At 63.6% G+C, this 21,465-nt stretch carries 22 protein-coding genes; 7 read left to right on the top strand and 15 right to left on the bottom strand.

Features of this window, described 5'->3' with window-relative positions; all coding sequences use genetic code 11:
• Window positions 1-294: 294 nt before the first annotated feature.
• The gene (locus HJG53_RS05575) at window positions 295-537 is read left to right on the top strand and encodes a hypothetical protein (RefSeq protein WP_171128448.1); all 243 of its coding nucleotides are present in this window, start codon (window positions 295-297) and stop codon (window positions 535-537) included.
• 58 nt (window positions 538-595) lie between these two features.
• On the opposite strand, the gene HJG53_RS05570 is transcribed toward HJG53_RS05575, so the two are convergent.
• Window positions 596-832 carry a hypothetical protein gene (locus HJG53_RS05570; protein WP_171128446.1) on the bottom strand — a complete coding sequence of 79 codons (237 nt, stop codon included), beginning with the start codon at window positions 830-832 and terminating at the stop codon, window positions 596-598.
• Window positions 833-1,172: 340 nt separating this feature from the next.
• On the opposite strand from HJG53_RS05570, the gene HJG53_RS05565 reads away from it, so the two are divergent.
• Window positions 1,173-1,403 (top strand): DUF6437 family protein, encoded by a 231-nt coding sequence (locus tag HJG53_RS05565; protein ID WP_171128436.1) that lies wholly within the window; start codon window positions 1,173-1,175, stop codon window positions 1,401-1,403.
• Between the two features lie 114 nt (window positions 1,404-1,517).
• Here the strand turns inward: HJG53_RS05565 and HJG53_RS05560 are convergent, their stop codons facing one another.
• The 12 genes from HJG53_RS05560 to HJG53_RS05505 all read right to left on the bottom strand — a co-directional run bounded on the left by HJG53_RS05560 (window position 1,518) and on the right by HJG53_RS05505 (window position 11,714).
• Complete coding sequence (locus tag HJG53_RS05560; RefSeq protein WP_171128434.1) at window positions 1,518-1,907, bottom strand: single-stranded DNA-binding protein; 390 nt, start codon at window positions 1,905-1,907, stop codon at window positions 1,518-1,520.
• 313 nt (window positions 1,908-2,220) lie between these two features.
• On the bottom strand, window positions 2,221-2,652 hold the full coding sequence (locus tag HJG53_RS05555; protein ID WP_171128432.1) for a hypothetical protein: 432 nt from the start codon (window positions 2,650-2,652) through the stop codon (window positions 2,221-2,223).
• Between the two features lie 10 nt (window positions 2,653-2,662).
• A complete protein-coding gene (locus tag HJG53_RS05550; protein ID WP_171128430.1) occupies window positions 2,663-3,124 on the bottom strand; it encodes a DUF6878 family protein in 462 nt (153 codons plus the stop codon).
• 457 nt (window positions 3,125-3,581) lie between these two features.
• Window positions 3,582-4,535 carry a DUF2493 domain-containing protein gene (locus HJG53_RS05545; protein ID WP_171128428.1) on the bottom strand — a complete coding sequence of 318 codons (954 nt, stop codon included), beginning with the start codon at window positions 4,533-4,535 and terminating at the stop codon, window positions 3,582-3,584.
• A gap of 300 nt (window positions 4,536-4,835) precedes the next feature.
• Window positions 4,836-5,258 (bottom strand): hypothetical protein, encoded by a 423-nt coding sequence (locus HJG53_RS05540; protein ID WP_171128426.1) that lies wholly within the window; start codon window positions 5,256-5,258, stop codon window positions 4,836-4,838.
• Between the two features lie 10 nt (window positions 5,259-5,268).
• Complete coding sequence (locus tag HJG53_RS05535) at window positions 5,269-6,207, bottom strand: ArdC family protein (RefSeq protein WP_171128424.1); 939 nt, start codon at window positions 6,205-6,207, stop codon at window positions 5,269-5,271.
• Between the two features lie 154 nt (window positions 6,208-6,361).
• Window positions 6,362-8,362: a ParB/RepB/Spo0J family partition protein gene (locus HJG53_RS05530; RefSeq protein ID WP_171128423.1), complete on the bottom strand. Its 2,001-nt coding sequence runs from the start codon at window positions 8,360-8,362 to the stop codon at window positions 6,362-6,364.
• A 177-nt stretch (window positions 8,363-8,539) separates the two neighbouring features.
• Window positions 8,540-9,280 (bottom strand): arsenical resistance protein ArsH, encoded by a 741-nt coding sequence (arsH, locus tag HJG53_RS05525; RefSeq protein WP_171128421.1) that lies wholly within the window; start codon window positions 9,278-9,280, stop codon window positions 8,540-8,542.
• 15 nt (window positions 9,281-9,295) lie between these two features.
• The gene (arsB, locus tag HJG53_RS05520; RefSeq protein ID WP_171128419.1) at window positions 9,296-10,366 is read right to left on the bottom strand and encodes an ACR3 family arsenite efflux transporter; all 1,071 of its coding nucleotides are present in this window, start codon (window positions 10,364-10,366) and stop codon (window positions 9,296-9,298) included.
• A 20-nt stretch (window positions 10,367-10,386) separates the two neighbouring features.
• Complete coding sequence (gene arsC, locus HJG53_RS05515; protein ID WP_171128417.1) at window positions 10,387-10,815, bottom strand: arsenate reductase (glutaredoxin); 429 nt, start codon at window positions 10,813-10,815, stop codon at window positions 10,387-10,389.
• Window positions 10,812-11,345, bottom strand: a complete 534-nt coding sequence (locus HJG53_RS05510) for an arsenate reductase ArsC (protein ID WP_171128415.1) — start codon at window positions 11,343-11,345, stop codon at window positions 10,812-10,814. The genes arsC and HJG53_RS05510 overlap by 4 nt, the downstream gene beginning before the upstream one ends.
• Window positions 11,346-11,375: 30 nt before the next feature.
• Window positions 11,376-11,714: a helix-turn-helix transcriptional regulator gene (locus tag HJG53_RS05505; protein ID WP_217352700.1), complete on the bottom strand. Its 339-nt coding sequence runs from the start codon at window positions 11,712-11,714 to the stop codon at window positions 11,376-11,378.
• A 308-nt stretch (window positions 11,715-12,022) separates the two neighbouring features.
• Here HJG53_RS05505 and HJG53_RS05500 point away from each other — a divergent pair, with 308 nt between their 5' ends.
• Genes HJG53_RS05500 through HJG53_RS05485 form a run of 4 tightly spaced genes read left to right on the top strand, consistent with a single transcriptional unit; the run spans window position 12,023 to window position 17,857 of the window.
• A complete protein-coding gene (locus HJG53_RS05500) occupies window positions 12,023-15,337 on the top strand; it encodes a response regulator (RefSeq protein ID WP_171129627.1) in 3,315 nt (1,104 codons plus the stop codon).
• On the top strand, window positions 15,322-16,158 hold the full coding sequence (locus HJG53_RS05495) for a protein-glutamate O-methyltransferase CheR (RefSeq protein ID WP_217352663.1): 837 nt from the start codon (window positions 15,322-15,324) through the stop codon (window positions 16,156-16,158). The genes HJG53_RS05500 and HJG53_RS05495 overlap by 16 nt, the downstream gene beginning before the upstream one ends.
• Complete coding sequence (locus HJG53_RS05490) at window positions 16,158-16,724, top strand: chemotaxis protein CheB (RefSeq protein ID WP_171128409.1); 567 nt, start codon at window positions 16,158-16,160, stop codon at window positions 16,722-16,724. The genes HJG53_RS05495 and HJG53_RS05490 overlap by 1 nt, the downstream gene beginning before the upstream one ends.
• Window positions 16,721-17,857 carry a hybrid sensor histidine kinase/response regulator gene (locus HJG53_RS05485; protein ID WP_171128407.1) on the top strand — a complete coding sequence of 379 codons (1,137 nt, stop codon included), beginning with the start codon at window positions 16,721-16,723 and terminating at the stop codon, window positions 17,855-17,857. The genes HJG53_RS05490 and HJG53_RS05485 overlap by 4 nt, the downstream gene beginning before the upstream one ends.
• 931 nt (window positions 17,858-18,788) lie before the next feature.
• Here HJG53_RS05485 and HJG53_RS05480 read toward each other — a convergent pair.
• Together HJG53_RS05480 and HJG53_RS05475 are read right to left on the bottom strand one after the other, a co-directional pair.
• Entirely contained in the window at window positions 18,789-19,619 is an 831-nt protein-coding gene (locus tag HJG53_RS05480) for an aldo/keto reductase (protein WP_171128405.1), read from the bottom strand.
• A 75-nt stretch (window positions 19,620-19,694) separates the two neighbouring features.
• Entirely contained in the window at window positions 19,695-20,273 is a 579-nt protein-coding gene (locus HJG53_RS05475; RefSeq protein ID WP_368039512.1) for a TetR/AcrR family transcriptional regulator, read from the bottom strand.
• 138 nt (window positions 20,274-20,411) lie between these two features.
• On the opposite strand from HJG53_RS05475, the gene HJG53_RS05470 reads away from it, so the two are divergent.
• A complete protein-coding gene (locus HJG53_RS05470; RefSeq protein ID WP_171128401.1) occupies window positions 20,412-21,401 on the top strand; it encodes a zinc-dependent alcohol dehydrogenase family protein in 990 nt (329 codons plus the stop codon).
• Window positions 21,402-21,465: the final 64 nt, after the last annotated feature.

Raw genomic sequence — 21,465 nt, 5'->3', positions numbered from 1 at the left:
AATCGGCTCCAATCAAATTCGATTGAGAAGCTGCCACGTGCGATATTTCCGACTAAATTACTGCCATTCCAGGATTTTCTCCTGCGACCCGTCGCGTAGGGTGTGCCCCCTGTCCCCAACTTCGATGCCGACTCCGGGAAACGCGCCTGGCCCGAATGGAACGGATTTGAAGCTCTTACCGGTGGGCCGCCGCGCGCGACGGCCGCGGGCGCGGATCCGGCGGTTTGAGGCTGGGCAATCCAGCCGCGAGGACATAATCTGCGCGCAAGAAACCGGACCTCCGGGAGCACGCGAATGTCCAGCGTAACCTTGTCGGCAACGCCCAAGGGCAATGGCTTCCAGGCGACGATCACCTATTCGGACGGGGTCGCCGTCAGCTCCGCCGAAGCCTTCCCAAGCGAGTCCGAGGCAATCTCGGCAGCGGCCCTGAAGCTGCTCGAAATGCCCGACAGGCTGGAACGCTCAAGCCAGCCGAATTCCGACGGCCGAACGGGGGAAAGCTCCTTCGATAGAGCGCCCTCGAACAGCCTGGATTAGGGAACCGAGCAAAAAGAAAGGAGGAAGCCCGGGCGGGCTTCCTCCTTGCGTGACCGGATCAGAATTCGTCGCTCAGCTTGCTCGGCACGGCCTCGATGACGCGGTCCAGCAGCGCCTCGGGCAAGGCGTTGTAATCGCCTTCGTCGACCGCGACGTAGCCGGCATCTTCGTCGACCAGAACGTACTGCGTGAAGTAGCTGTGAAAGGACCTGGCATGGGCCTGATCCAGCGCGGCCATGAAGGCCGCGCGGTCGGCATTCAAACCTCCAAGATCGGCGTTCGATGAAACATGCATGGCTATCCTCCTGATGTTCGATGCGTCGCATCAGGAGCTCACGCGGAGGCGGGCGGCGGGCGGGGTCAGGGACCGCGTGGAACACGCGGCCGCGGAAGCGGCGATGGGGGCAACGATTTTGTCGGAGCAGGGATTCATCCCTGCTGCGGCAAAATGGTGGGGCCCCGTCGTCCTTGACGCGGCTTGTCGGCCGCATCACGCTCGGACTACTCGCGAGAGAGACCTCTCCAACATCTGCGGGTTGGCCCCGCCTTGCCCACAAAAACCGTTTTCCTACACGCCTTCGTGATGGCAGATTCCCGCTCGGAGGGGACCAACGGCCAGCGAAAGGAACATGCGAATGGCCAGGTCCAAACCGAGCGCTCGGGATGCGCTCAGGAAGCTGCGCGAGCAGCGCGAGGAGCTCGATGCAAGGGAAGCCAGGCTCCGCGAGGAAGCGGCGGCCGAGCTCGGCAGGCTCCTCGTCGAATGCGGCGCCGAGACGCTCGAGCCGGGCGCACTCAGGCAGCTGATCCGCCAGTCGATGACCCTCGGGATCGACGAGACGCTGAAGCGTCTCGCCCCCGCCTGAACCCTGCCGCGGCGGCGCGCGGGCTCGATGCCCCGCGCCACCGCATTTGACCCAAGCACAAAGAAAAGGCCCCGACGGCGCGTGCCGCCGGGGCCTTGTCGTGGAGAGGTTGGCTCAGTCCTCGTCGATGTCGGGCGCGCCCTCGTTGCTGCCCGAACGGCCCTTCGAGAGGAAGTCGACCTTGTCGGCGATGATCTCGCAGCCGTAGCGCTTGACCCCGTCCTTGTCCTCCCACGAGGTGTAGTGGATGCGGCCCTCGACCGTCACCAGCTGGCCCTTGGCGCAGTACTTGGCGACGTTCTGGCCGAGCCCGTTGAAGCAGGTCACGCGGTGGAACTCGCTGTCCTTGGCGGTGTAGCCGTTCTCGTCCTTGTAGGTCTTGCCGTCCTTGCGGGCCGGCCGGTCGGTCACGACCGAGATCGAGGTGACGGTGGTTCCGCCCTGGGTGGTGCGGGATTCGGGATCGCGGGCGATGCGGCCGACGAGGATAACGAGATTGGTCATGGTTCTTCTCCTGATCCGCAGGTCCGGGTCCATCCCGGCTGCGAACCAAGGGAAGAAGCGGCCACCGGGCTGTCGCACCGGGAGGCGCCCATGCGCCGGACGGGGAACCTGAAACCGGTTCGGGTGGTGCGGGCAGCCGGGCTCAAGCCCGGCAACACGGCCGGACCTGTTTCGGGTTGCGGCGGCCAGGAGCCGATTCAAGGGAAGGTTCGCGAAGAGCCGGAATGGTGCCCGGACGATCGGGAGGAGCCAGATCGAACCCGCTACCATCGGGCTCGCCTCCGCCGTTCCGCTCCCCAGCGGCGGAGCCGGTTCAGATTGCGATGCGGACCGGCTGGCCGTCCCCAGCGCGGGACCGGACGAGAACTTCATCGCCAGCAGCACCGGCGTTCCCCGCGGCGGCCCTTGCGGGCTCATCGAGCGGGTTGCCTTTCAGCATCCAGGCCGCGGACGAGATGAGTCGCGCCCAGTCCGCAAACGAGGGAATGAAGCCGAGGTCCTCGCGAACGTGCTGCTCGCCGACGAGCCGCACCGGAACCGTCCTGCCGTCGGCATTGACGATGGTCGCGCCGAACATCGATTCGAGCATGAAGATGCCCTCGGTGTGATGCCGCAAGGCGCGATGCCGGGGATCGGCAAGAATGGCCTTCGACTGGTCGAACCACTGGTGGAGCGGCAGGTAGTCGTCAACGGGGCCGCCCCACTTCCGAACCGAGGACAGGGCATGATAATAGCAATGCGCCATTTGCCTTCTCCTAGAGCTCGGTCGAGTGCTCTTCGTAGCCCGTGTAGCGCAGGCTGCATTCGAGCATGAACGTTGCGGTCCCGACATCGATCATCAACGCGCCGCTGGCGCCGTCGTTGATTTCCCAGCCCGGATGGTGACGCTCGAGCGCGAGATAGCCGAGCGATTCAAGCGCGCCGTTGAGGGTTTCCTGTTTGGCCTCACCCGCCGCCGAGGCATCGCCGTCAGGAACTATGGCGACGAACATTTCGGGACACGCGAGCACCTGTCCCGCAGCGTCGCGGCATTCGATCTCCTCGATCGCACCGCTGTCCCCGTAGCCGTCGAAGCGTATCTCGACGGAGGCAATCCCCCCCTGCCGGAGCTGCGGAATGAGCGCCTGCTTGAGGTACTGCAGGCGGGTGTCCGCCTGCGCTGCGCGCTCGGCCTGGCGAGCGGCGAAGTCGACGATCGCGGCCTGGATATCGGTCATGACAATTCTCCTGTGCTGCAAGGAGCGCGGGGTCGGTTCCCGCGCCCGCTGCCGCAGGCGCAGTCTCCCCTCTCGGGACACCGGACGCGGTCGCGACTTTTTGGCATGGGCTGAAGACGGTGGGGATTCCGGGCGGCGATCGTCCGACAGGCGCACCTCCTTTGCCAATCTCCTGTGAGCGGTCGTCGCCCCCTCCGGAGGGGGTGATGACGGCCAGTCAGCTAGGCATCTCGGCGGGGCGCCGGTCGGGGCCTGATCGCGGCGGATAGTGGGGTACGCCTGCATATCCCGTTGGACGCACCCTGCGGCCGCTTGTGACTAGGTCCGGTCGACCGTCCCCAGCCCATGACGAATGGCCGGACGGTGTCTCCGCCCGGCCCGCCGCACAAGGGCCATCTCCCCTCTGAGGAGCGAAACGCCAGCGCCGGAAGGGCGCTGGCGCGAACGCGTGCAGCGATCATTCGCTGCCGTTCGACGGCGCCTTGGGGCTCGTGCCAAGGGGGCCGCGCCGGTCGACAATCGTAATCCGGCGCGCCTTGGCCTCGATCACCAGGCGCTCAAGGACGCCGTTGCCGGGAAAGGCGACGACGTAGCGCGGATCGAGCGAGAGCATGCGCTCATTGCGCTTGAAACCCGCGCGGGCGCCAAGCCGCATGTCGAGCGAGAAGGTGACCTGCGGCACCTCCCGGCGCTCGGCCCAGGACGACGCCAGGCGGTCGGCGCCCTTGGTGTCGCCGCCGTGGACCAGCACCATGTCGGGCACCCGGTCGCGAACCTTGTCGAGCGTTGCCCAGATATTGTTGGCGAAGGTGAGCGCCTCCTCGTCCGTCGCATGACGTGTACGCCCGCCGGCAAAGATGACCGGAGTGCCTTCGGGCATCGCGGCGCGGCGTTTCGCCTCGGCGCGGGCGCGCAGAAAGTCGCGCCCTTCGACGAGCGCGGAGGTGAGCATCGCGCCATGGTTGAAGCGCGAGCTCGATACGGGTTTCCATGAACTGCCGAACTCGTTGAGGTAGAGCGCCGCAGCGACCTCGCGCATCTCCTCGAGCGCCAGCATCGCGCCTTCGGCGCACTGTGCGCGTTCGATTTGGGTCTCGAGTTCGTGGGTGTGCACCTCGGACCCGTCGGCCGTGGCGAGGAGCGCGCGCACCTCGTCGGTCGCACGGTCGAGCGCCGTCGCCTTGCGGGCTGCGGAGCGGTGGAAGAGGTTGACGAAGGCCCAGCCGAGATCCTCGGCGTCGGCTTCCAGCGCGGTGCCGGCGAACAGCGCAAAGAGGTCCGACCAGATCGCGTCGAGCGTCTGGACCACGGCCTCGCGTTCGGGAAAGTCGGTGCTCGATACGGGGGCTGGACCGATCGAGAAGCCGGCGAGATCGAGGCCGGCGAGCTGGTCGGCGAATGACGTGTGCATGAGCGTTTCCTCCTGACTGGCGTGACGCCGGCGCCGCCATCGCGGACTGCGCCAGCGAGAGCCCGTCAGGGCCAGCGCGAAGGCGGCTTCCTGCACCGCAAGGGAAACCCGCTTCGGCGGGCTGGCGCGGGCAGGCGCTGGCCGAAGGCCGCGCCAACACGGGCCCGCCGAAGCCGGGTTGCGGGGGCCGCCGGCTGGCCCAGGGCCTCTCTCGCCAAGGCGCACGGGCCGCAAGCGGCGAGCCCGCTGGACCGGTTCAGGAGGAGGATGGAGGCGGCTGCCGCGAAGCTGTCGGGAAGCTTAGGCAGCGCGCTTGCGATAGATGCCCTCGCCGTTCGACATGTGCCCGAGGCAGTCAAAGTCGCCGAACTCGGCGTCGAACCTTGGCGCGATCTGTGCAAGCCAGCGTCGCGCCCTGGGGGAGCGCGCAGTGCGGGAGTCGGCGTCCCAGTACGAGCCGTCGTCGCGCTCGACGATCCAGATTGCGACGAGGCCGCAGTAGATCGAGATGCCGAAGTCGGCGAAGGCGTTGCGAGCGAGGATCCGGTCCTCGCGGCCGCGCCAGCCGTCCTGCGGCTTCAGCGAGGGAAAGAGGTGCATCGCCCGTTCGACGACGTCATCCCGGAGCCATTCGTACTCGAAATCCCAGTCGTTCTCGTCCTCGACCTCGAGCATGGTGAAGGCGACAAGGCTCCCCGAAGGGTAACTGACCGATCGGCCCATAACACCCTCCTCAGGCCGCCATCGCGGCAGCGCTTGTATCTTCGATCGTATCGGCAAGCTCACGTCCACCGAGCTTCAGCAGCAACGAGGAAGCTTCCTCTGCCTTGGCGGCGGCGGTCAGGATGGCGCGATCGTCATCGCGCAGTAGCTTGAGCCAGTGGTCGATGTAGCTGGCGTGGTTGTCGAGATGGGCGACCGGCAGGCCCAGCTCGGCGCCGAGCATCGCGCTCGAGAGCTCGGCGACCAGCTCTTCGGCGGCGTAGGCCGCGGTGCCGAACCGGTTCTTGAGATCGCGGTCGAGGCGGCTGGCATGGCCGGTCCAGTGCGACAGCTCGTGCGCGAGCGTCGCATAATAGTGGTCGAAGCCGCCAAAGAGCTGCGCGGGCGGCATGGTGATGCGGTCCGCGATCAGCTCGTAATAGGCTTCGTCGCCCTGGTGGCGAAGCACGGCCGGAATGCGGGCGAAGAAAGCGTCAAGCTCCTGCTCCCTCCCGGCAGGCTCGACCAGCTCCAGCGCGGCGGCGGGATGGAAGCGTTCAGGAAGGCCGTCGACCTGGTCGGCGTTGAACACGGGATAGGCCTTGAGGACGCGCCGGGATTCTTCGGCGGTTTCCCCGGGCTCGCCCGCTTCAACTTCCTTGGTGTAGCTCTTGTAGAAGATTGCGATGGTGGACTTCGCGCCCTTGCGCACCTGGCCCCCGAGCTTCTGCGCCTGGTTGTAGGTCATCCAGAACGGCGAGGTGTAGCCGCACATGTCGGCGACCATCCACAGCCAGAACACGTTCATGCCGCGATAAGGCGTGCCGCAGGCGCGCAATGGACGCGAAACGGCTACGCCGCGCCAGGGCTTGATCCACGGTCTGGTGCCGGCTTCGAGCCGCGCAACGATTTCCTGAGTGATGCGCGCAGCGGGCGACTGCCCGGCGCGGTCGGTCTTGCGAAAGGCCATGATGCGTCTCCTGATCCGGCCCGCGGGCGTGATCGCCACGCGAGGCCGCAAGCCGCAAAGCTCGCTCTGCTCTCTGCCCAAGAAGGAAGCGGCCCCCTGCCCGGAGGCAGGGGACCGCTTCACCGGAACGAGCGGCGTGCCTGTCAGGAGGAGGTCAGGCAGCCAGCTCGCGCGGGTCCTCCTGCCCGTCGCTCAAGCCGTCGGCGGGCGCGCCATCGGCCTCGTTCCCGGGCGAGGATGCCTGTTCGGGCTCGTCCGGCAGAGGGCTCGCGAAGCGCATGACCTCGGGCACCCAGGCGAGCGCGCGCTCGCGGACTTCGACCTCGGTGATGTAGGTTCCGGAGAAAACGCGCTCGGCGCTCATCGCGAGGTCGGCTTTCTTGACCGATGCGAAGCGGGAGGAAAGCTCCGTGCCGCCGACGTCGGCGAGCGCGTCGAGGATCACCTGCTTCGACACCCGATCGAAGTAGTTGGCCGCGGTCGGACGCCACCATTGGGCCGTGTCGATGCCGATGAGACAGCCGAGATGGTCCTGGAAGGCGATCCGCCGCTCGCCAGCCATGTTGAGGCTGGCCTCGAGCGTGCGCGCGACGACGAAGCCAAGCCAGGCGGCGCGGGATTCATCGGACAGCGCCCGGAAACGGTCGAACCGCGCCGACACGTCCTCGCCGGCCCGCCAGCTCTCGTCGAACCCGGCCTTGAGTTCGGCCAGAGCCGCGCTCGCCGGGGCATCCTTGGCCTCGAAGCCGACGATGGGCCCGGCAGGCGCCCCGCCGCGCAAGGTCGTCGACGCCCGCGAACGCCAGTCGTGCGTGTCGGCGTCGGCGAGCGAGAAGACCAGCAGGTCGAGCGCCAGGCCGGGGTCGGACGCGATGTGCAGCGACAGGATGTCGCGGCGTTGCATGGCGAGCTCGTCGACGAGCCGCTTTGACAGAGCCGAGCGGCGCCCGCCTTCGCCTGCGTCAGCTGGAACGATCTCGATTCCCTCGTCCTCGGCTCCGGCGACGACGTCGCGTTCGCCATAAAAGACCGGCTGGAGCACCGGCGTGCCGTCGCGCGAGAGCGTGAGGATCATGCCTGCCTCGGCCTTGAGCTCGGGCGCCAGCACAGGGGGGCGGTTGCGAAGCTCCTGGCACTCGCGCTCGATCGCTTCGATCGCGGCTTCGGCCGCGGCCGCGGCTTCCTCGGCGCTGTCCTCGTCCTCGACGATTGCCGCGTGCTCGTCCCAGGAGGCGTCAAGCGCCTCGAGGCGGGCGAGTTCGGCCTCGGTCAGCGGCGCCGGTTCCGCGGGAAGCCGGACCAGTCCGTCGACGAGGTCGTGGCTCGCGTAGGAATCGAGCGTTGGCCGGACCCAGGCGAGGCCCTGCTCGGCGGCAATCGCCTGGGCCTGCTCTTCCATCCGAGCCTGGGCGAGACTTTCGAGAAGCGCCACATCGACCCAGGACTCGCTGTCGTCATCGTCGAACAGCTCGCGTTCGATGCGGCCGCCGGCCGCAACATAGGCATCGCGGCCGACGAGCCGGGCGCGCGGATCGCTGCCCCGCACGGTGCCCGAGAGCACCATCCGGCGAATGCTGTCGGGGCTCGGCGCGTAGTAGCCCGCGAAAGCCTGTTCGAAAACGCGGGCCTGGATCTCCTGGTTTGAGGTGGCGCCGAAGGCTTTGGCGATGTCGAGCGTGATCTCGCCGGCGGCGAGCGCTTCGAAGACGACAGGCGCCAGCTGGGCGAGACGCAAGCGGCCCTCGACGAAGCGCACGGTAAGCCCGAAGCGGCGAGCGACGTCCTCGATGGAGGCCCCGCTGTCGACCAGCGACGCGAAAGCCTGTGCCTCGTCGGCCGGGTTCATGGCCAGGCGGTGGAAGTTCTCGGCGAGGCTGGTTTCGACGGCACTGTCGTCATTCTCGAGGACTAGGCAGGTGACCTCATGCCCGCGTGGCAGGACCTTGTCGTCGACCAGGGCAAGCATCGCACGGCGACGGCGCTCCCCGGCCTCGACCTCGAACCTGCCCTTAGCGGCAGGCCGCACGATCAGGTTCTGCAGAAGGCCGTGGGCGGCGATGCTGGCCTTTAGTTCAGCGTCCGCCGCAGCATCGGCATGGCGGCGGACATTGCGGGGCGACTGGACGAGCTTGTTCAGCGGGATCGTCTTGATCATGGGCTGTCTCCTGACTGCGAGCCCCGGCGCGTCGACCGTCGACGCCCAAATGGCTCACACAGAGGACAGCCCTCTCTCCTCTCTCAATTCGACCTATTGGGCCGCTAGCGGAATGTCTGTTTTGAAGCGTGGATCCCTACGAAGCAGACTTTCTGCACAAGCCGCCTCCGACATTTATCAGTCTGCTGCTAATCCGGCTTTCTCGACGTGCGTTTCTACTGGCAAACCCTTGTCCACGCGTTCGGAATACCGATCGACCAGTTGATCTGCATGCGGCCGCAGGAGGACGGTGAAGCGGACCAGTTCCTCCATCACGTCGACGATGCGGTCATAATAGGCAGACGGCTTCATCCGCCCGGCTTCGTCGAACTCATCATACGCCTTGGCGATCGAGGACTGGTTAGGGATGGTGAACATGCGCATCCAGCGACCAAGCACGCGCAATGTATTGATCGTGTTGAAGCTTTGCGAGCCGGCGCAGACCTGCATCACGGCCAGCGTGCGTCCCTGTGTTGGGCGCAGGCCTTTGTAGGCCAGTGGCAGGTGGTCGATCTGCGCCTTCATGATCCCGGTCATCTGGCCGTGCCGCTCGGGACTGCACCACACCTGCGCTTCCGACCACAGCGAATGCTCGCGCAGCTCATGAACGGCGGGATGATCGTCGTCTTTCACCTGATCCGGTAGCGGCAGGTCGGATGGGTCGAAGATCCGCGTTTCGCAACCGAACCACTGCAACAGGCGGGCAGCTTCCTCCACCGCCAGCCGCGAGTAGGATCGCTCCCGCAGCGAGCCGTAAAGCAGCAGGATGCGCGGCGGTGGGTCCATGGCGCCGAGCCCCATTGTTGGGTTGCGATGGAGATACTCGGCACGCAGCGAGGGCAGGTGATCGGGATCGGAGAGGGTGCGAAGGCGGGACATAAGGCTCGCTTTGTCTCAGGACTGGGGGAAGCGATCGCGCGTGCGGTTGGCGAAGGCCACTAGCGACAGCATCACCGGGACTTCCACCAGCACTCCGACGACGGTCGCCAGTGCTGCGCCACTGGTCAGGCCGAACAATCCGATGGCAACGGCCACCGCCAGCTCGAAGAAGTTGGATGTGCCGATTAGCGCGCAGGGCGCGGCTATGTCGTGAGGCACTTTCCACGCCTTGGCCGCAGCATAGGCGATGGCGAAAATCCCGTAGGACTGGATGATGATCGGAATGGCGATCAGCACGATCAGCAGCGGATTAGCGATGATGGTTCCGGCCTGAAAGGCGAACAGCAGAACCACGGTCGCCAGCAGGCCGATGATCGACCAGGGCTTGAGCCGCGCAGTGAAGGCATCGACCGCCGCCTCGTCCCCATCGTGCGAGCGAATGACCTGCCGTCTGGCGATCGCCCCTGCCACCAGCGGAATGACGACATAGAGCACGACCGAGAGGAGCAGCGTCTCCCACGGCACAACGATATCGGTCACGCCCAGCAGCAGCGCCACGATGGGCGCAAAGGCGAAGATCATGACGAGGTCGTTCACCGACACTTGCACCAGCGTGTAGGCCGGATCGCCCCGCGTCAGCTGCGACCAGACGAACACCATGGCGGTGCAAGGTGCTGCGCCGAGGATGATGAGCCCGGCGATATACTGGTCTGCATCGCTTTCCGACATCAGCCCGGCATAGAGGAAATCGAAGAACAGCACCGCCAGCGCCGCCATCGTGAACGGCTTGACCAGCCAGTTGACGACCAGCGTGATGATAAGCCCCTTGGGCTTGCGACCTACATCCTTGATGCTCGAAAAGTCGATGCCGACCATCATCGGAAAGATCATTGCCCAGATCAGCACCGCGACCACCAGATTGACCGAGGCGTATTCCAGCCCTGCCATGACGCCGACTACGCCCGGTGCGACCATGCCAAGCGCCAGGCCGACGAGGATGGCTCCCAGCACCCAAAGTGAAAGGAAGCGCTCGAACGTGCCGAGTGGCGAGACCGCCGGAGCGGGTTCTGCAATGGTCCGGGTCATTTGCGTTTCCTGTCATTCGCTCAGCGCACGCGCATGCCTGCTGCGTCCACCACCTGTTCGCCATCTTCCTTGGTGAATGCAGTTTGTTGGTCAGCCGGAACGAGATCGAGCACCTCTTCCGACGGGCGGCAAAGCTTCACGCCGAGCGGCGAGACCACCAGCGGGCGATTGATAAGCACGGGATGCTCCGTCATCGCGTCGATAAGCTGCACGTCCGGCAGGGTAGGGTTGTCGAGCCCGAGTTCGGCGAACGGCGTGCCCTTTTCACGCAATAGCTCGCGAGGGGTGATACCGGCCCGCTCGATCAGGCTTTCGAGCATTGCGCGCGAAGGTGGCGTCTTGAGATATTCGACCACGTGCGGTTCGATCCCGGCATTGCGTATCATGGCGAGCGCGTTGCGCGAGGTCCCGCATTCGGGATTGTGATAGATGACGATGTCGCAAGTCACTGGGCGTTCCCGTCTTTGACCTGTGCTTTGGCGCTAGCGCCATCCTCTCGCCCGATCTCGGCAAGCTTGCTGCGCATTGACATCTCGTCGATGGTCTTGATCGGCAGCATCAGGAACAGTTCGATCCGGCGCTTGAGATAGCTCAAGGCGTCGAGGAAGGCCTCACGCTGTTCCTCTCCTTCGACGGCGGCAGGGTCCTCGACGCCCCAGTGGGCGGTGATCGGTTTGCCGGGGAAGACGGGGCAGCTCTCGCCAGCGGCATTGTCACACACCGTGAAGATGAAATCGAACTGGGGCGCGCCGGGCTTCGTGAATTCGTCCCAGCTTTTCGAATGCAGGCCTTCGGTCGGATAGCCAAAGTCGCCCAGCACTTCGATCGCCATCGGGTGCACATCACCTTTCGGCTGGCTGCCGGCGCTGTAAGCAGCGAACCGGCCTTCGCCCATCTTGTTCATCAGCGCTTCGCCTAGGATCGAGCGCGCAGAATTCCCGGTGCAAAGAAACAGGGCGTTGTAGACCTTGTCAGACATTGAAACCTCGAAATGAGCGGTGGTTGATGATCAGGGCTTGCAGGCCGCGATCTCGGAAAAATCGGCGCAAAGCAGCGGATCCCCCTGGCAGCAATCTTCCATCAGGAAGGCGAGCAGCTGCCGCATGCCGGCGTAATCCGCACGATAGCGGATCACTCGGCTCTCGCGCTGCGATGTCGCGAGGCCTGCCCGCTCGAGATTGGCAAGGTGATGCGACATCGTGGAGGCGGGAACGCCGCAACCCTGCGCTATCTCGCCCGCCATCAGCCCGTCGGGCCCAGCCTTTACGAGCATGCGGAAAACTGACAGCCGCGTTTCGTGCCCGAGCGCCTGCAGGGCATCGACGGCCCAGATCTGATCGCCCTGCATCATACGAATCTCCGTTTGCTTTGGACATATTATAAAGCGGTTCCGCACCAGCTCAAACCATAATTCGAGAAGAATCGAAATCACGGATTTAGGCTCGGTATGCTGCCCGGCAGAAAACCAGTTGCTTGCCAGAATTTGCGTGCAATTAGGGCGGCAGGCTCTTCCCTTGAGGTTTGTAGATTTTGCAGGAACTGAAAACGAAGCAGGGCATCCGTCTCTCCTCCACGGGGTGGTCGATCATCGGCCTGCTGGTGGGCGTCGGATTTTTCCTCGTCACGGCATATGCCGCCTACGGCAACGTGGCCGGAATGCGGGACAACGAGGCGCGGATCCGCAACACGCACGAAGTGCTCACGGCGCTCGACGAGCTGATGATCGCGACCCTGGATGTGGAAAGCGGCCAGCGTGGTTTCGTCATTACCGGTGAAGACAAGTATCTCGAGCCCTATCGAATGGGGGTTGAGGATGCCCGTCGAAGCCTGTCCTCGCTTGAAACGCTGATGCAAGCCAATCCGGTCCGGGGCGAGAGCCTCGATGTGCTTCGGTCCAAAGTCGAAACCAGGCTCAGACTTTCCGAAGATGCGATCCAAACGCGGCAGGAGGAGGGGTTTGCAGCAGCTGTAGAAGTGATCGACAGCGATCAGGGCAAGGTCGCCATGGACGCAATCCGGCAGCAAATCGCGCAGATGAATGTCGAAGAGGCCCGGGAGCGCCAGCAGCGTATCGCTGAGCTGGCGGCGGCTTCGCGTGCTGCGATCATCGGCGCTGTGATTACGAGCCTGATCGGTATTGGCCTGACCATCGCCATCTTCATCCTCATGGCAAGAAGCAGTCGCAACCGCGAGCGGCAGAGCTGGCTACAGGCTGCACAGGTGGAATTGAGCGAAACCATGCGGGGCGAGAAGACGGTGCCCCAGGTGGCTGACGCCGTGCTGTCGTTTCTTGCCGAAAGAACCGGCGCGAATGCCGGGGCACTCTTCAAGGGCGAGAGCGGCACGTTCAATCGTGTAGCCATGCTCGGCGTTGCGGACAGCGCGTCTGTGCCGGAGACGTTCGGTCTGAACGAAGGCCTTCTAGGCAAGGTGGCAGCGGATGCGCGCGCAACCACGCTGTCGGACCTACCCGCCGGCTATCTGAAGATCGGATCGGCGCTGGGGAGTGACACGCCGAGACATCTCATCGTGGCCCCTATCTTCAACGAAGGAACGGTTAACGCGGTCGTCGAGCTCGGATATTTCGATGCCGTGGATGATCGCGTGCTCGAACTGCTCGACAACGTCTCGGACTCGATTGGCGTCGCGCTCCGCTCGGCGCGCTTCCGCGAGCGATTGCAGGAAGCACTGGAGGAAACCCAGCGGCAGGCAGCCGAATTGCAGGCCCAAAGCGAAGAACTGCGGGTATCCAACGAGGAGCTGGAGGAGCAGGGCAACGCGCTTAAGGAATCCCAGGCGCGCCTTGAACTCCAGCAGGTCGAACTGGAACAGACCAATAGCCAGCTCGAAGAGCAGGCGCAGACCCTCGAAGGACAGCGCGACGAACTGAAGCGCGCGACCGCCGCGCTGCAGCTCAAGGCGCGCGAACTGGAACAGGCGAGCCAATACAAGTCGGATTTCCTCGCCAACATGAGCCACGAATTGCGCACGCCGCTCAATTCGCTGCTGATCCTGTCCAAGCTGCTCGGAGACAACAGCGACGGCAATCTCAGCGCCGACCAAGTCAAGTTCGCCCGCACCATCGAGTCCTCGGGCAACGATCTGCTCAACCTCATCAACGACATCCTCGACCTGTCGAAGATCGAGGCAGGCCACGTCGAGATCGAGGCTGGCACGGTTTCGACCGATCGGCTTACCTCCGATCTTCGCAAGGTTTTCGAGCCGCTTGCACAGCAGCGCGGTCTGGAGCTTCGCATCGCGCTGGCCTCCGATGCGCCGCGTTCGATCGAAACCGACCGGATGCGGCTGGAACAGGTGCTGAAAAACCTCCTGTCCAATGCGATCAAGTTTACCGAGGACGGAAGCGTCACCCTGACCATATCGCCGGGCGAGAGCGATATCGTCGACTTCGCCGTGGCCGACACGGGCATCGGCATCGATGAGGCGCAACGCGAGGCGATCTTCGAGGCCTTCCGCCAGGCGGACGGCACGATCAGTCGCAAGTTCGGCGGAACGGGGCTGGGGCTGTCCATCTCGCGCGAGCTGGTCCGTTTGCTTGGCGGCAGCATCCGTCTCGAGAGCGAAAAGGGCAAGGGCAGCACCTTTATCGTCAGTGTGCCCGCCATATATGACCCCGCAACGGTTGCACCTCGCCAGCTCGCGCCTGTAGGCGAGGGATCTTCGGAGCCGGTGCTCGCGCCCGCGCGCGTGCCGGTCAGGCCCAAACCAGCTCAAGCCAGCGCGAGCGTGCTGGAAGACGACCGTAGGGACCTTTCGGAAGAAAAGCGGCTCCTGCTGGTAATCGAGGACGACTCGACCTTTGCCGGTATCGTGTGTGACCTGTCGCGCGAACTGGGCTTCCAGTGCATCGTCGCGGGAACGGCGACCGAAGCCATAGACCTTGCCCGCGAATATCGCCCGAGCGCGATCGTGCTGGACATCGGCCTACCCGATCAGTCCGGCCTGACCGTGCTTGATAGGCTCAAGCACGAAGAAGAGACGCGCCATATCCCGATCCACGTGATATCCGGGACGGACCAGAGCCAGACCGCGCTGGCGCTCGGCGCGATCGGCTTTCTAGAAAAGCCCGCCCCGCGCGAACGTCTGGCCGAAGTGCTCGCGGGCTTGCAGGATAAGCTGGCTTCACGCGTGCGCCGCGTGCTGATCGTGGAGGATGACGAGGTCCAGCGCGAAGCGGTGGCTAGACTGCTCGGTTCGCAGGATGTCGAGACTGTGGCGGTCGGCACCGCAGCCGAATGTCTCGAGGAATTGCGTCGCGGCCAATACGACTGCATGGTTCTCGACCTCGCACTGCCCGATGCGTCGGGCTTCTCGCTGCTTGAAACGTTGAGCGAGGAGAAGGACGGGCCCCTTCCGCCGGTCATCGTCTATACTGGCCGCGACCTGTCGGCCGACGAGGAACAACGACTGCGCCGATATTCCAGCTCGATCATCATCAAGGGTGCGAAGTCGCCCGAGCGCCTGCTGGACGAGGTATCGCTGTTCCTCCACCGGGTCGTATCGGATCTGCCCCCCGAACAGCGCCAGATGATCGAGAAGGCGCGCCACCGCGATGCCGCACTGGAAGGCCGACGCATCCTCATCGTCGAGGACGATGTGCGCAATGTCTACTCGCTCACCAGTATCCTCGAGCCACGCGGTGCCCTGACACGGATCGCACGCAACGGGCAGGAGGCGCTCGACGCGCTCCGCGAAGCGGCGGATGATCCTGACAAGGCTGTCGACCTCGTGCTGATGGACGTGATGATGCCGGTGATGGACGGCCTCACCGCCGCCCGCGCGATCCGCGCCGATTCGCGGTGGAACAAGCTTCCGATCGTCATGCTCACTGCCAAGGCTATGCCCGACGACCAGCAGAAGTGCATCGAGGCAGGCGCCAACGACTACATGGCCAAGCCAATTGACGTGGACAAATTGCTGTCGCTGGTGCGGGTATGGATGCCCCGGTGATGAGCGAGGGCATCGAGGATATCGAGATCCAGCTGCTGCTGGATGCCATCTATCGCCATTATCACTACGATTTCCGGCACTATGCTCGGGCGTCGATAAAGAGGCGGCTGCTGCAGGCCCGCAGCCAGTGGGGATACGACAGCATCTCCGCTATCCAGTCGGCCGTTCTCCACGACGAGAGCATCCTCCCGCAGCTGCTGAATTTCCTCACTGTGCAGGTGAGCGAGATGTTCCGCGACCCATCCTATTTTCGCGCGCTGCGCGAGAAGGTCGTGCCGCATTTGCGCACCTATCCCTCGCTCAAGGTATGGGTTGCAGGGTGCAGCCAAGGCGAGGAGTTGTATTCCCTGGCCGTTCTTTTCGCGGAAGAGGGGCTGTTCGAACGAACGATCTTCTATGCTACCGATATCAACCCCGCTGCCCTCCGTGCGGCGCAGGCGGGCGTATATCCGCTCGACCGCATCCAACTCTTCACCAAGAACCACCGCCTGTCGGGCGGGCATAGCTCGCTGTCGGACCATTACACCGCGGACTACGATCGGGCCGTGTTCAGCAAGTCGCTGCGAGAACGCACTGTCTTTTCGGACCACAGCCTAGTGACGGACGCAGCCTTTGGCGAGATGCACCTGATCTCCTGTCGCAACGTGCTCATCTACTTCGATCGCGAGTTGCAGGACCGGGTCGTGGGCTTGTTCGGCGAGTCGCTCGTGCACGGCGGGTTTCTCGGCATTGGATCGAAGGAAAGCCTGCGTTTTTCGGAACATGCGGACATGTTCGCCGAATTCGTGCGAGAGGAGAAAATCTACCGGAGGAGCGCGTGATGAGCCTCGAGGCCGTCGTAATCGGCACTTCCGCGGGCGGCGTCCAGGCGTTATCGCAGGTGCTCCCCAGGCTGCCAGCTGATTTTCCCGCCCCGGTTCTCGTGGTCGTCCATGTCCCGCCACGGCAAAGCAATTCGCTCGTCGACCTGTTCGCCGCAAAGTGTCGGCTCCCGGTCAAGGAGGCGGAGGACAAGGAACCGCTCGCGCCCGGCACGATCTATTTCGCTCCGCCGGATTACCATTTGCTCGTCGAAGCCAGCGGGACCATTGCCCTGTCGTCCGACGAGCATGTGAATCACTCGCGCCCCGCGATCGATGTGCTGTTCGAAAGCGCAGCCGATGCCTTTGGTCCGGGATTGGCCGGCATCGTCATGACCGGGGCAAACAGCGATGGGGCCCAAGGCCTGCGGGCCGTATGTGCCGCCGGTGGACAGGGGATCGTGCAAATCCCCGCCACGGCAGAAGTCGCGACCATGCCCGAGGCTGCCCTGGCCGCCTGTCCCAGCGCGCGGACCATGCAACTGGAAGAAATCGAACCTGCTCTGGAGGCGATGATCGCGCGATGACCATTACCGTGAAATTCCTGTTGGTCGATGATCTCGAGGAGAACCTGCTCGCGCTAGAGGCGCTGCTGGCACGTGAAGACCTTGAATTGCACAAGGCCCACAGCGGTGAGGAAGCTCTCGAACTGATGCTGGGCAACGAATATGCGCTTGCCCTGCTCGACGTGCAGATGCCTGGGATGGATGGCTTCGAACTGGCCGAAATCATGCGTGCGAACGAGCGTTCGCGGCATATTCCAATCATCTTCCTCACTGCAGGCAGCGGGGAAGCGGCGCGCAAGTTCCGCGGATACGAGGCAGGCGCCGTCGATTTCATCCAGAAGCCGATCGAAGCCGACATCCTGCGATCCAAGTCGAGCGTCTTCTTCGACATGTTCGTCCAGCGTCAGCAGATAATTGCACAGCGCGATGAACTGGCCAGCCTGACCGCGGCATTACAGGCCGCCGACCAGCAGAAGAACCGATTCCTGGGAGTGCTTGCCCACGAACTGCGCAACCCGCTGGCGGTGCTGGCGGCCGGGCTCAATTTCCTTGAACGCCCGAGGGAGGGCCTGAACAACGAGACCATACACAAATCTATAGGGCAGCACTTGCAACACATGACGCGGCTTGTCGACGATCTGCTCGATATCAACCGTATCGAGCACGGCAAGATATCGCTGCGCAAGGAAACGCTCTTGCTCGGCGACCTCATGCCGCAAGCACTGGAAATCGCAGGGCCGGCAATCGAGGCGGGAAACCATGAACTGCTGGTGGAAATACCCGAAGAGCCGATCATGCTCGATATCGATCCGGCGCGCTTTATCCAGATTGTTGGCAACATCGTCGGCAACGCGGCTCGGTATACACCCAATGGTGGTCGGATCGCTGTCACTGCTGCGAAGTCGGATGATCGCGCGACCCTGACAGTGTCGGACAACGGCGTAGGCATCCCGACCGACCGGCAAACGCTGATATTCGAAATGTTCGAACAATCGGACAATGGTCTCGGGATCGTCGGTGACGGACTGGGGATTGGTCTCGCACTGGTGAAACAACTCGTGGAACTGCACGGCGGGGAAATACGCCTTCTCGAGAGCGCTCCGGGAGAAGGCAGCACGTTTGAGGTGTGGTTGCCGCTAGCGCAGCAAGATTGAACTCGAATATAACCGTCTGCGAGCGGTGGAGCTCCTTTCTCCGATCATCCAGGATGAAATGCTCCCGAAATAAGAGACGCCCGCGGCAGGTAGTCTAATGCATCCGGACGAAGCTCTTTGAGCGCTCGGCGCTAAGGGCGCGAACTCAAAGGATCCGCATTGAGAACGGCAGCTTTCAGGACAAAAACCCAAACACTCGAATGACTGGGATGGGCGCATAGCGGCCATCCCACGCTTACCCCGGGATGTGACCCAATTTGTGCTAGATCGCTTTGTGGTCCGTTGTGTGTCGTTGTCGTCAAATCAATACGCGGATGCAGCTAAGTACTTGATGTTGTTGAAATTAAGGGAACTCTTAATCAGCGGGTCCTAGGTTCGAGCCCTAGTGCGTCCACCACATTTCCCTTTTTCGTAAATCAGATACTGAGCTTGCGAGATCGGGCAATTGAGAGCATTTTTTTGCTAGGCAGCTCTTTAGGTAGCAGAGCGCTAATTCGGCGCTGCAGTGCAGTGAACGGTTCATGGCCTGCGCTCTGTCGAACTGAGCTTGAGCGAGTAATCGGCTCACCTTCCCGCCAGCGGCGCACGCTGGGATGGCAGCTCGGAAACTCAGGCAGCGCGGTGTCGTGCTGACAGCTAGGCCGCCCGAGCTTCGATCCAGAGCGCCCGATGGACAAGAATGACGCCCTTGGCTGGATGCCCTGCCAGCTCGGATACGCCCCATAGACGGTAAGAACGGTCAGACAGTTATTCGTGGAGGCTAAGAGCAGATTGGGGCCAGGGGCGCGATAGGCCTGGTTCTCGAACCGTCAGTCGCGCAGCACCCGCTCGATAGCGGTGTCGACACTGGTCCGATCACCGCACCGCTGAGCGCCTACCGCCGATCCGGTTTGCGTTCTGTTCCTTCGAGCGATAATATCGTCATCTGACGCTAAAGCATCTCGAGTGGACGGCGGTCGCGTGGCCTGGGAAATTCCGCATCGAGTGTCGCAAGGTCGGCGTCGGAGAGCACGATATCTGCGGCCGCGCGGTTCTCCCGCACATGTGCAATCGAACTCGCTTTCGGGATGGCGATGAGGCCATCGTGGCGCAAGGTCCAGGCAAGTGCGACCTGCGCAGGGGTTGCGCCAACCCGGGACGTTACTTTGTCGAGGGCGGGATGGCTTGAGAGGCGTCCCTGCTCGACGGGACTGTACGCCATCACTGGCACTTTGTGCTGGGCGAGCCACGGCAACAGGTCCAACTCAGGTCCTCGACGGACGAGATTGTAGAGGATCTGATCGGTCACGCAGCCATCCCCGCCGGCAGCGACAAGCTCGTCCATATCGTCGGTATCGAGGTTGCTGACACCCCAATACCTAATTTTCCCCGCTGATTTTAGCGCCTCCATTGCCTCTATCGTCTCAGCGAGCGGCACTGATCCCCGCCAGTGGAGCAGGTAGAGGTCGAGCCGATCGGTGCCGAGCCGCTTCAGGCTCGCCTCGCACGCACCGGCAAGGCGGGAGCGCGATGCGTTCTGCGGATATGCCTTGCTGACGATGAACAACCGGTCGCGAACGCTGCCCAACGCCTCGGATATCAGCGTTTCCGCCGCACCATCGCCGTACATTTCGGCGGTATCGATGAGCGTCATGCCCAGTTCGACACCGGCGCGCAGCGCTGCGATCTCATCGGATCGGCGCTCGGCACGTTCGCCCATCTTCCAGGTGCCTTGACCCAGTGAAGGAACCACTTCCCCGCCGGGCAATGTCACGTATTTCATGTGCTTTCGTCCTATGAGATGAGTTCGACTGTTCGGTCGCGGGAGGCGGATTGGAAGATGACCATCACGTAACGATCATATCGCGGCCGGCCATCGATCGAGTGCCATTTTGGCAATGGAGAGCAGTTCGTCGATCGTAGCGCCGTCGCGCGCCTGAACGGACATGCCTTCCATGACCGTATTGATGAATTTGCCTAGCACGGCCGGATCGGTGTCGGCCGCAAGCTCGCCCTGCGCGGCGCCGCGTTGCAGACGCTCGATCAGGAGGGCCTCCGCCGCGATACGCTTGTCGCGCAGCAGGCATTCGATGGCGGCGGACGCCGGCGAAACGGCTGCCGCTGCCGAATACATGAAGCAGCCGGCCGGCGTTCCAGGTTCCGAGAATGATGACGCCGCTCGTTCCAGCAGGCCTTTGACGGCCTCGTAGGTGGACAACGCCGGATCGTTGATGGGTGCATAGAGGTGGACGCTGAACGTCGCGGCGTAGCGCTCGATCACCGCCGCAAACAGCCCCGCCTTGTTGTCAAACGCTGCATAGAGACTGGCGGCGGCGACGCCAGTCTCCGCCACCAGATCGGCCATCGATGTCGCCTCGTAGCCACGCTGCCAGAACAGCCGCACCGCCTTGTCGAGCGCAGCGTCAGTGTCGAACACACGAGGGCGACCTGCGCGGCGACGGGCTTTCGTCTCTGTCATCTCTGGTGCACGATATGGAACGATCGATAAATAATATCTTGAAACGGGTGGTCCGCTCCCTTACAGAACGATCATTCAATAATCAAGGAGTCTCCAATGAGCCGCATCGTCCGTATCCACGAATATGGCGACGCCAGCGTCCTCAGGATTGAAGATGTGGCAGTCCCCGCGCCCGCGGCCGACGAAGTGCAGATCGCGGTGAAGGCTATAGGCATAAACCGCGCCGAGGTGATGTTCCGCAACCATGCCTACCTTCAGGAAGCCGAGTTCCCGAGCCGCCTTGGTTATGAGGCTGCCGGCACTGTCGTTACGGTCGGCGCGGACGTGACCGGGTTTGCGGAAGGCGAAGCCGTCAGCGTCATCCCCCCGCTCGATATCGCGCGCTGGGGCACTTATGGCGAGGTCGCCAACGTGCCCGCCCGCCTCGTCGTCAAGCATCCGGCGGCGCTGTCGTTCGAGGAAGCGGCGGCCGTGTGGATGCAGTATGTCACCGCCTGGGGTGCGCTGGTGGAGCAGGCGAAACTCGGCGAGGGCGATTTCGTCATCGTCACTGCTGCCTCCAGCAGCGTCGGCCTTGCTGCCTTCCAGATTGCGCGGATGGTCGGCGCGACGGTAATCGCGACGACGCGTACCGGCGCCAAGCGCCAGGCCCTGATCGATGCCGGTGCACATCATGTCGTCGCGACCGCGGAAGAGGATCTGGTAGCGAGGGTGATGGAGATAACCGCTGGTCAGGGCGCGCGCGTGGTGCTCGATCCGGTCGGAGGCCCGTCGTTCGAGCCGCTGACCGAAAGCATGGCACGCGGCGGCATCCTGCTCCAATATGGCGCGCTCAGCAGCGAACCGACGCCGTTCCCGTTGTTCTCCGTGCTGGGCAAGAGCCTCACGCTCAAGGGTTATATCTACAGCGAGATCGTCTCGGACGACGCCGCACTCGATCGCGCCAAGGCGTTCATCGTGGCGGGTCTGGAATCGGGCGCGCTCAAGCCGCGGATCGCGCGCACTTTCCCGCTCGACGCCATCCAGGACGCTCACCGCTTCCTTGAATCGAACGAACAGATCGGCAAGGTCGTCGTTACGGTCTGACCGGCATAGCGGCGCTGACGCAACGGCCTCGCACCAGCAATCGGTTTAATTCAACTAAGGTATC

Origin of the sequence: Sphingomonas sp. ID1715 (assembly GCF_013044515.1) — a bacterium.
In the GTDB taxonomy this organism is placed as follows: Bacteria; Pseudomonadota; Alphaproteobacteria; order Sphingomonadales; family Sphingomonadaceae; genus Sphingomonas_B.
Note: the sequence above shows the minus strand (reverse complement) of the source record. Positions and strands in the feature narration are given on the sequence as shown.

What these genes read in the sequence shown, in the direction of transcription:
- HJG53_RS05575 (WP_171128448.1), top strand. Translation starts at nt 295, where the DNA reads ATGTCCAGCGTAACCTTGTCGGCAACGCCCAAGGGCAATGGCTTCCAG.
- HJG53_RS05570 (WP_171128446.1), bottom strand. Translation starts at nt 832, where the DNA reads ATGCATGTTTCATCGAACGCCGATCTTGGAGGTTTGAATGCCGACCGC.
- HJG53_RS05565 (WP_171128436.1), top strand. Translation starts at nt 1,173, where the DNA reads ATGGCCAGGTCCAAACCGAGCGCTCGGGATGCGCTCAGGAAGCTGCGC.
- HJG53_RS05560 (WP_171128434.1), bottom strand. Translation starts at nt 1,907, where the DNA reads ATGACCAATCTCGTTATCCTCGTCGGCCGCATCGCCCGCGATCCCGAA.
- HJG53_RS05555 (WP_171128432.1), bottom strand. Translation starts at nt 2,652, where the DNA reads ATGGCGCATTGCTATTATCATGCCCTGTCCTCGGTTCGGAAGTGGGGC.
- HJG53_RS05550 (WP_171128430.1), bottom strand. Translation starts at nt 3,124, where the DNA reads ATGACCGATATCCAGGCCGCGATCGTCGACTTCGCCGCTCGCCAGGCC.
- HJG53_RS05545 (WP_171128428.1), bottom strand. Translation starts at nt 4,535, where the DNA reads ATGCACACGTCATTCGCCGACCAGCTCGCCGGCCTCGATCTCGCCGGC.
- HJG53_RS05540 (WP_171128426.1), bottom strand. Translation starts at nt 5,258, where the DNA reads ATGGGCCGATCGGTCAGTTACCCTTCGGGGAGCCTTGTCGCCTTCACC.
- HJG53_RS05535 (WP_171128424.1), bottom strand. Translation starts at nt 6,207, where the DNA reads ATGGCCTTTCGCAAGACCGACCGCGCCGGGCAGTCGCCCGCTGCGCGC.
- HJG53_RS05530 (WP_171128423.1), bottom strand. Translation starts at nt 8,362, where the DNA reads ATGATCAAGACGATCCCGCTGAACAAGCTCGTCCAGTCGCCCCGCAAT.
- arsH (WP_171128421.1), bottom strand. Translation starts at nt 9,280, where the DNA reads ATGTCCCGCCTTCGCACCCTCTCCGATCCCGATCACCTGCCCTCGCTG.
- arsB (WP_171128419.1), bottom strand. Translation starts at nt 10,366, where the DNA reads ATGACCCGGACCATTGCAGAACCCGCTCCGGCGGTCTCGCCACTCGGC.
- HJG53_RS05510 (WP_171128415.1), bottom strand. Translation starts at nt 11,345, where the DNA reads ATGTCTGACAAGGTCTACAACGCCCTGTTTCTTTGCACCGGGAATTCT.
- HJG53_RS05505 (WP_217352700.1), bottom strand. Translation starts at nt 11,714, where the DNA reads ATGCAGGGCGATCAGATCTGGGCCGTCGATGCCCTGCAGGCGCTCGGG.
- HJG53_RS05500 (WP_171129627.1), top strand. Translation starts at nt 12,023, where the DNA reads ATGCGGGACAACGAGGCGCGGATCCGCAACACGCACGAAGTGCTCACG.
- HJG53_RS05495 (WP_217352663.1), top strand. Translation starts at nt 15,322, where the DNA reads ATGGATGCCCCGGTGATGAGCGAGGGCATCGAGGATATCGAGATCCAG.
- HJG53_RS05490 (WP_171128409.1), top strand. Translation starts at nt 16,158, where the DNA reads ATGAGCCTCGAGGCCGTCGTAATCGGCACTTCCGCGGGCGGCGTCCAG.
- HJG53_RS05485 (WP_171128407.1), top strand. Translation starts at nt 16,721, where the DNA reads ATGACCATTACCGTGAAATTCCTGTTGGTCGATGATCTCGAGGAGAAC.
- HJG53_RS05480 (WP_171128405.1), bottom strand. Translation starts at nt 19,619, where the DNA reads ATGAAATACGTGACATTGCCCGGCGGGGAAGTGGTTCCTTCACTGGGT.
- HJG53_RS05470 (WP_171128401.1), top strand. Translation starts at nt 20,412, where the DNA reads ATGAGCCGCATCGTCCGTATCCACGAATATGGCGACGCCAGCGTCCTC.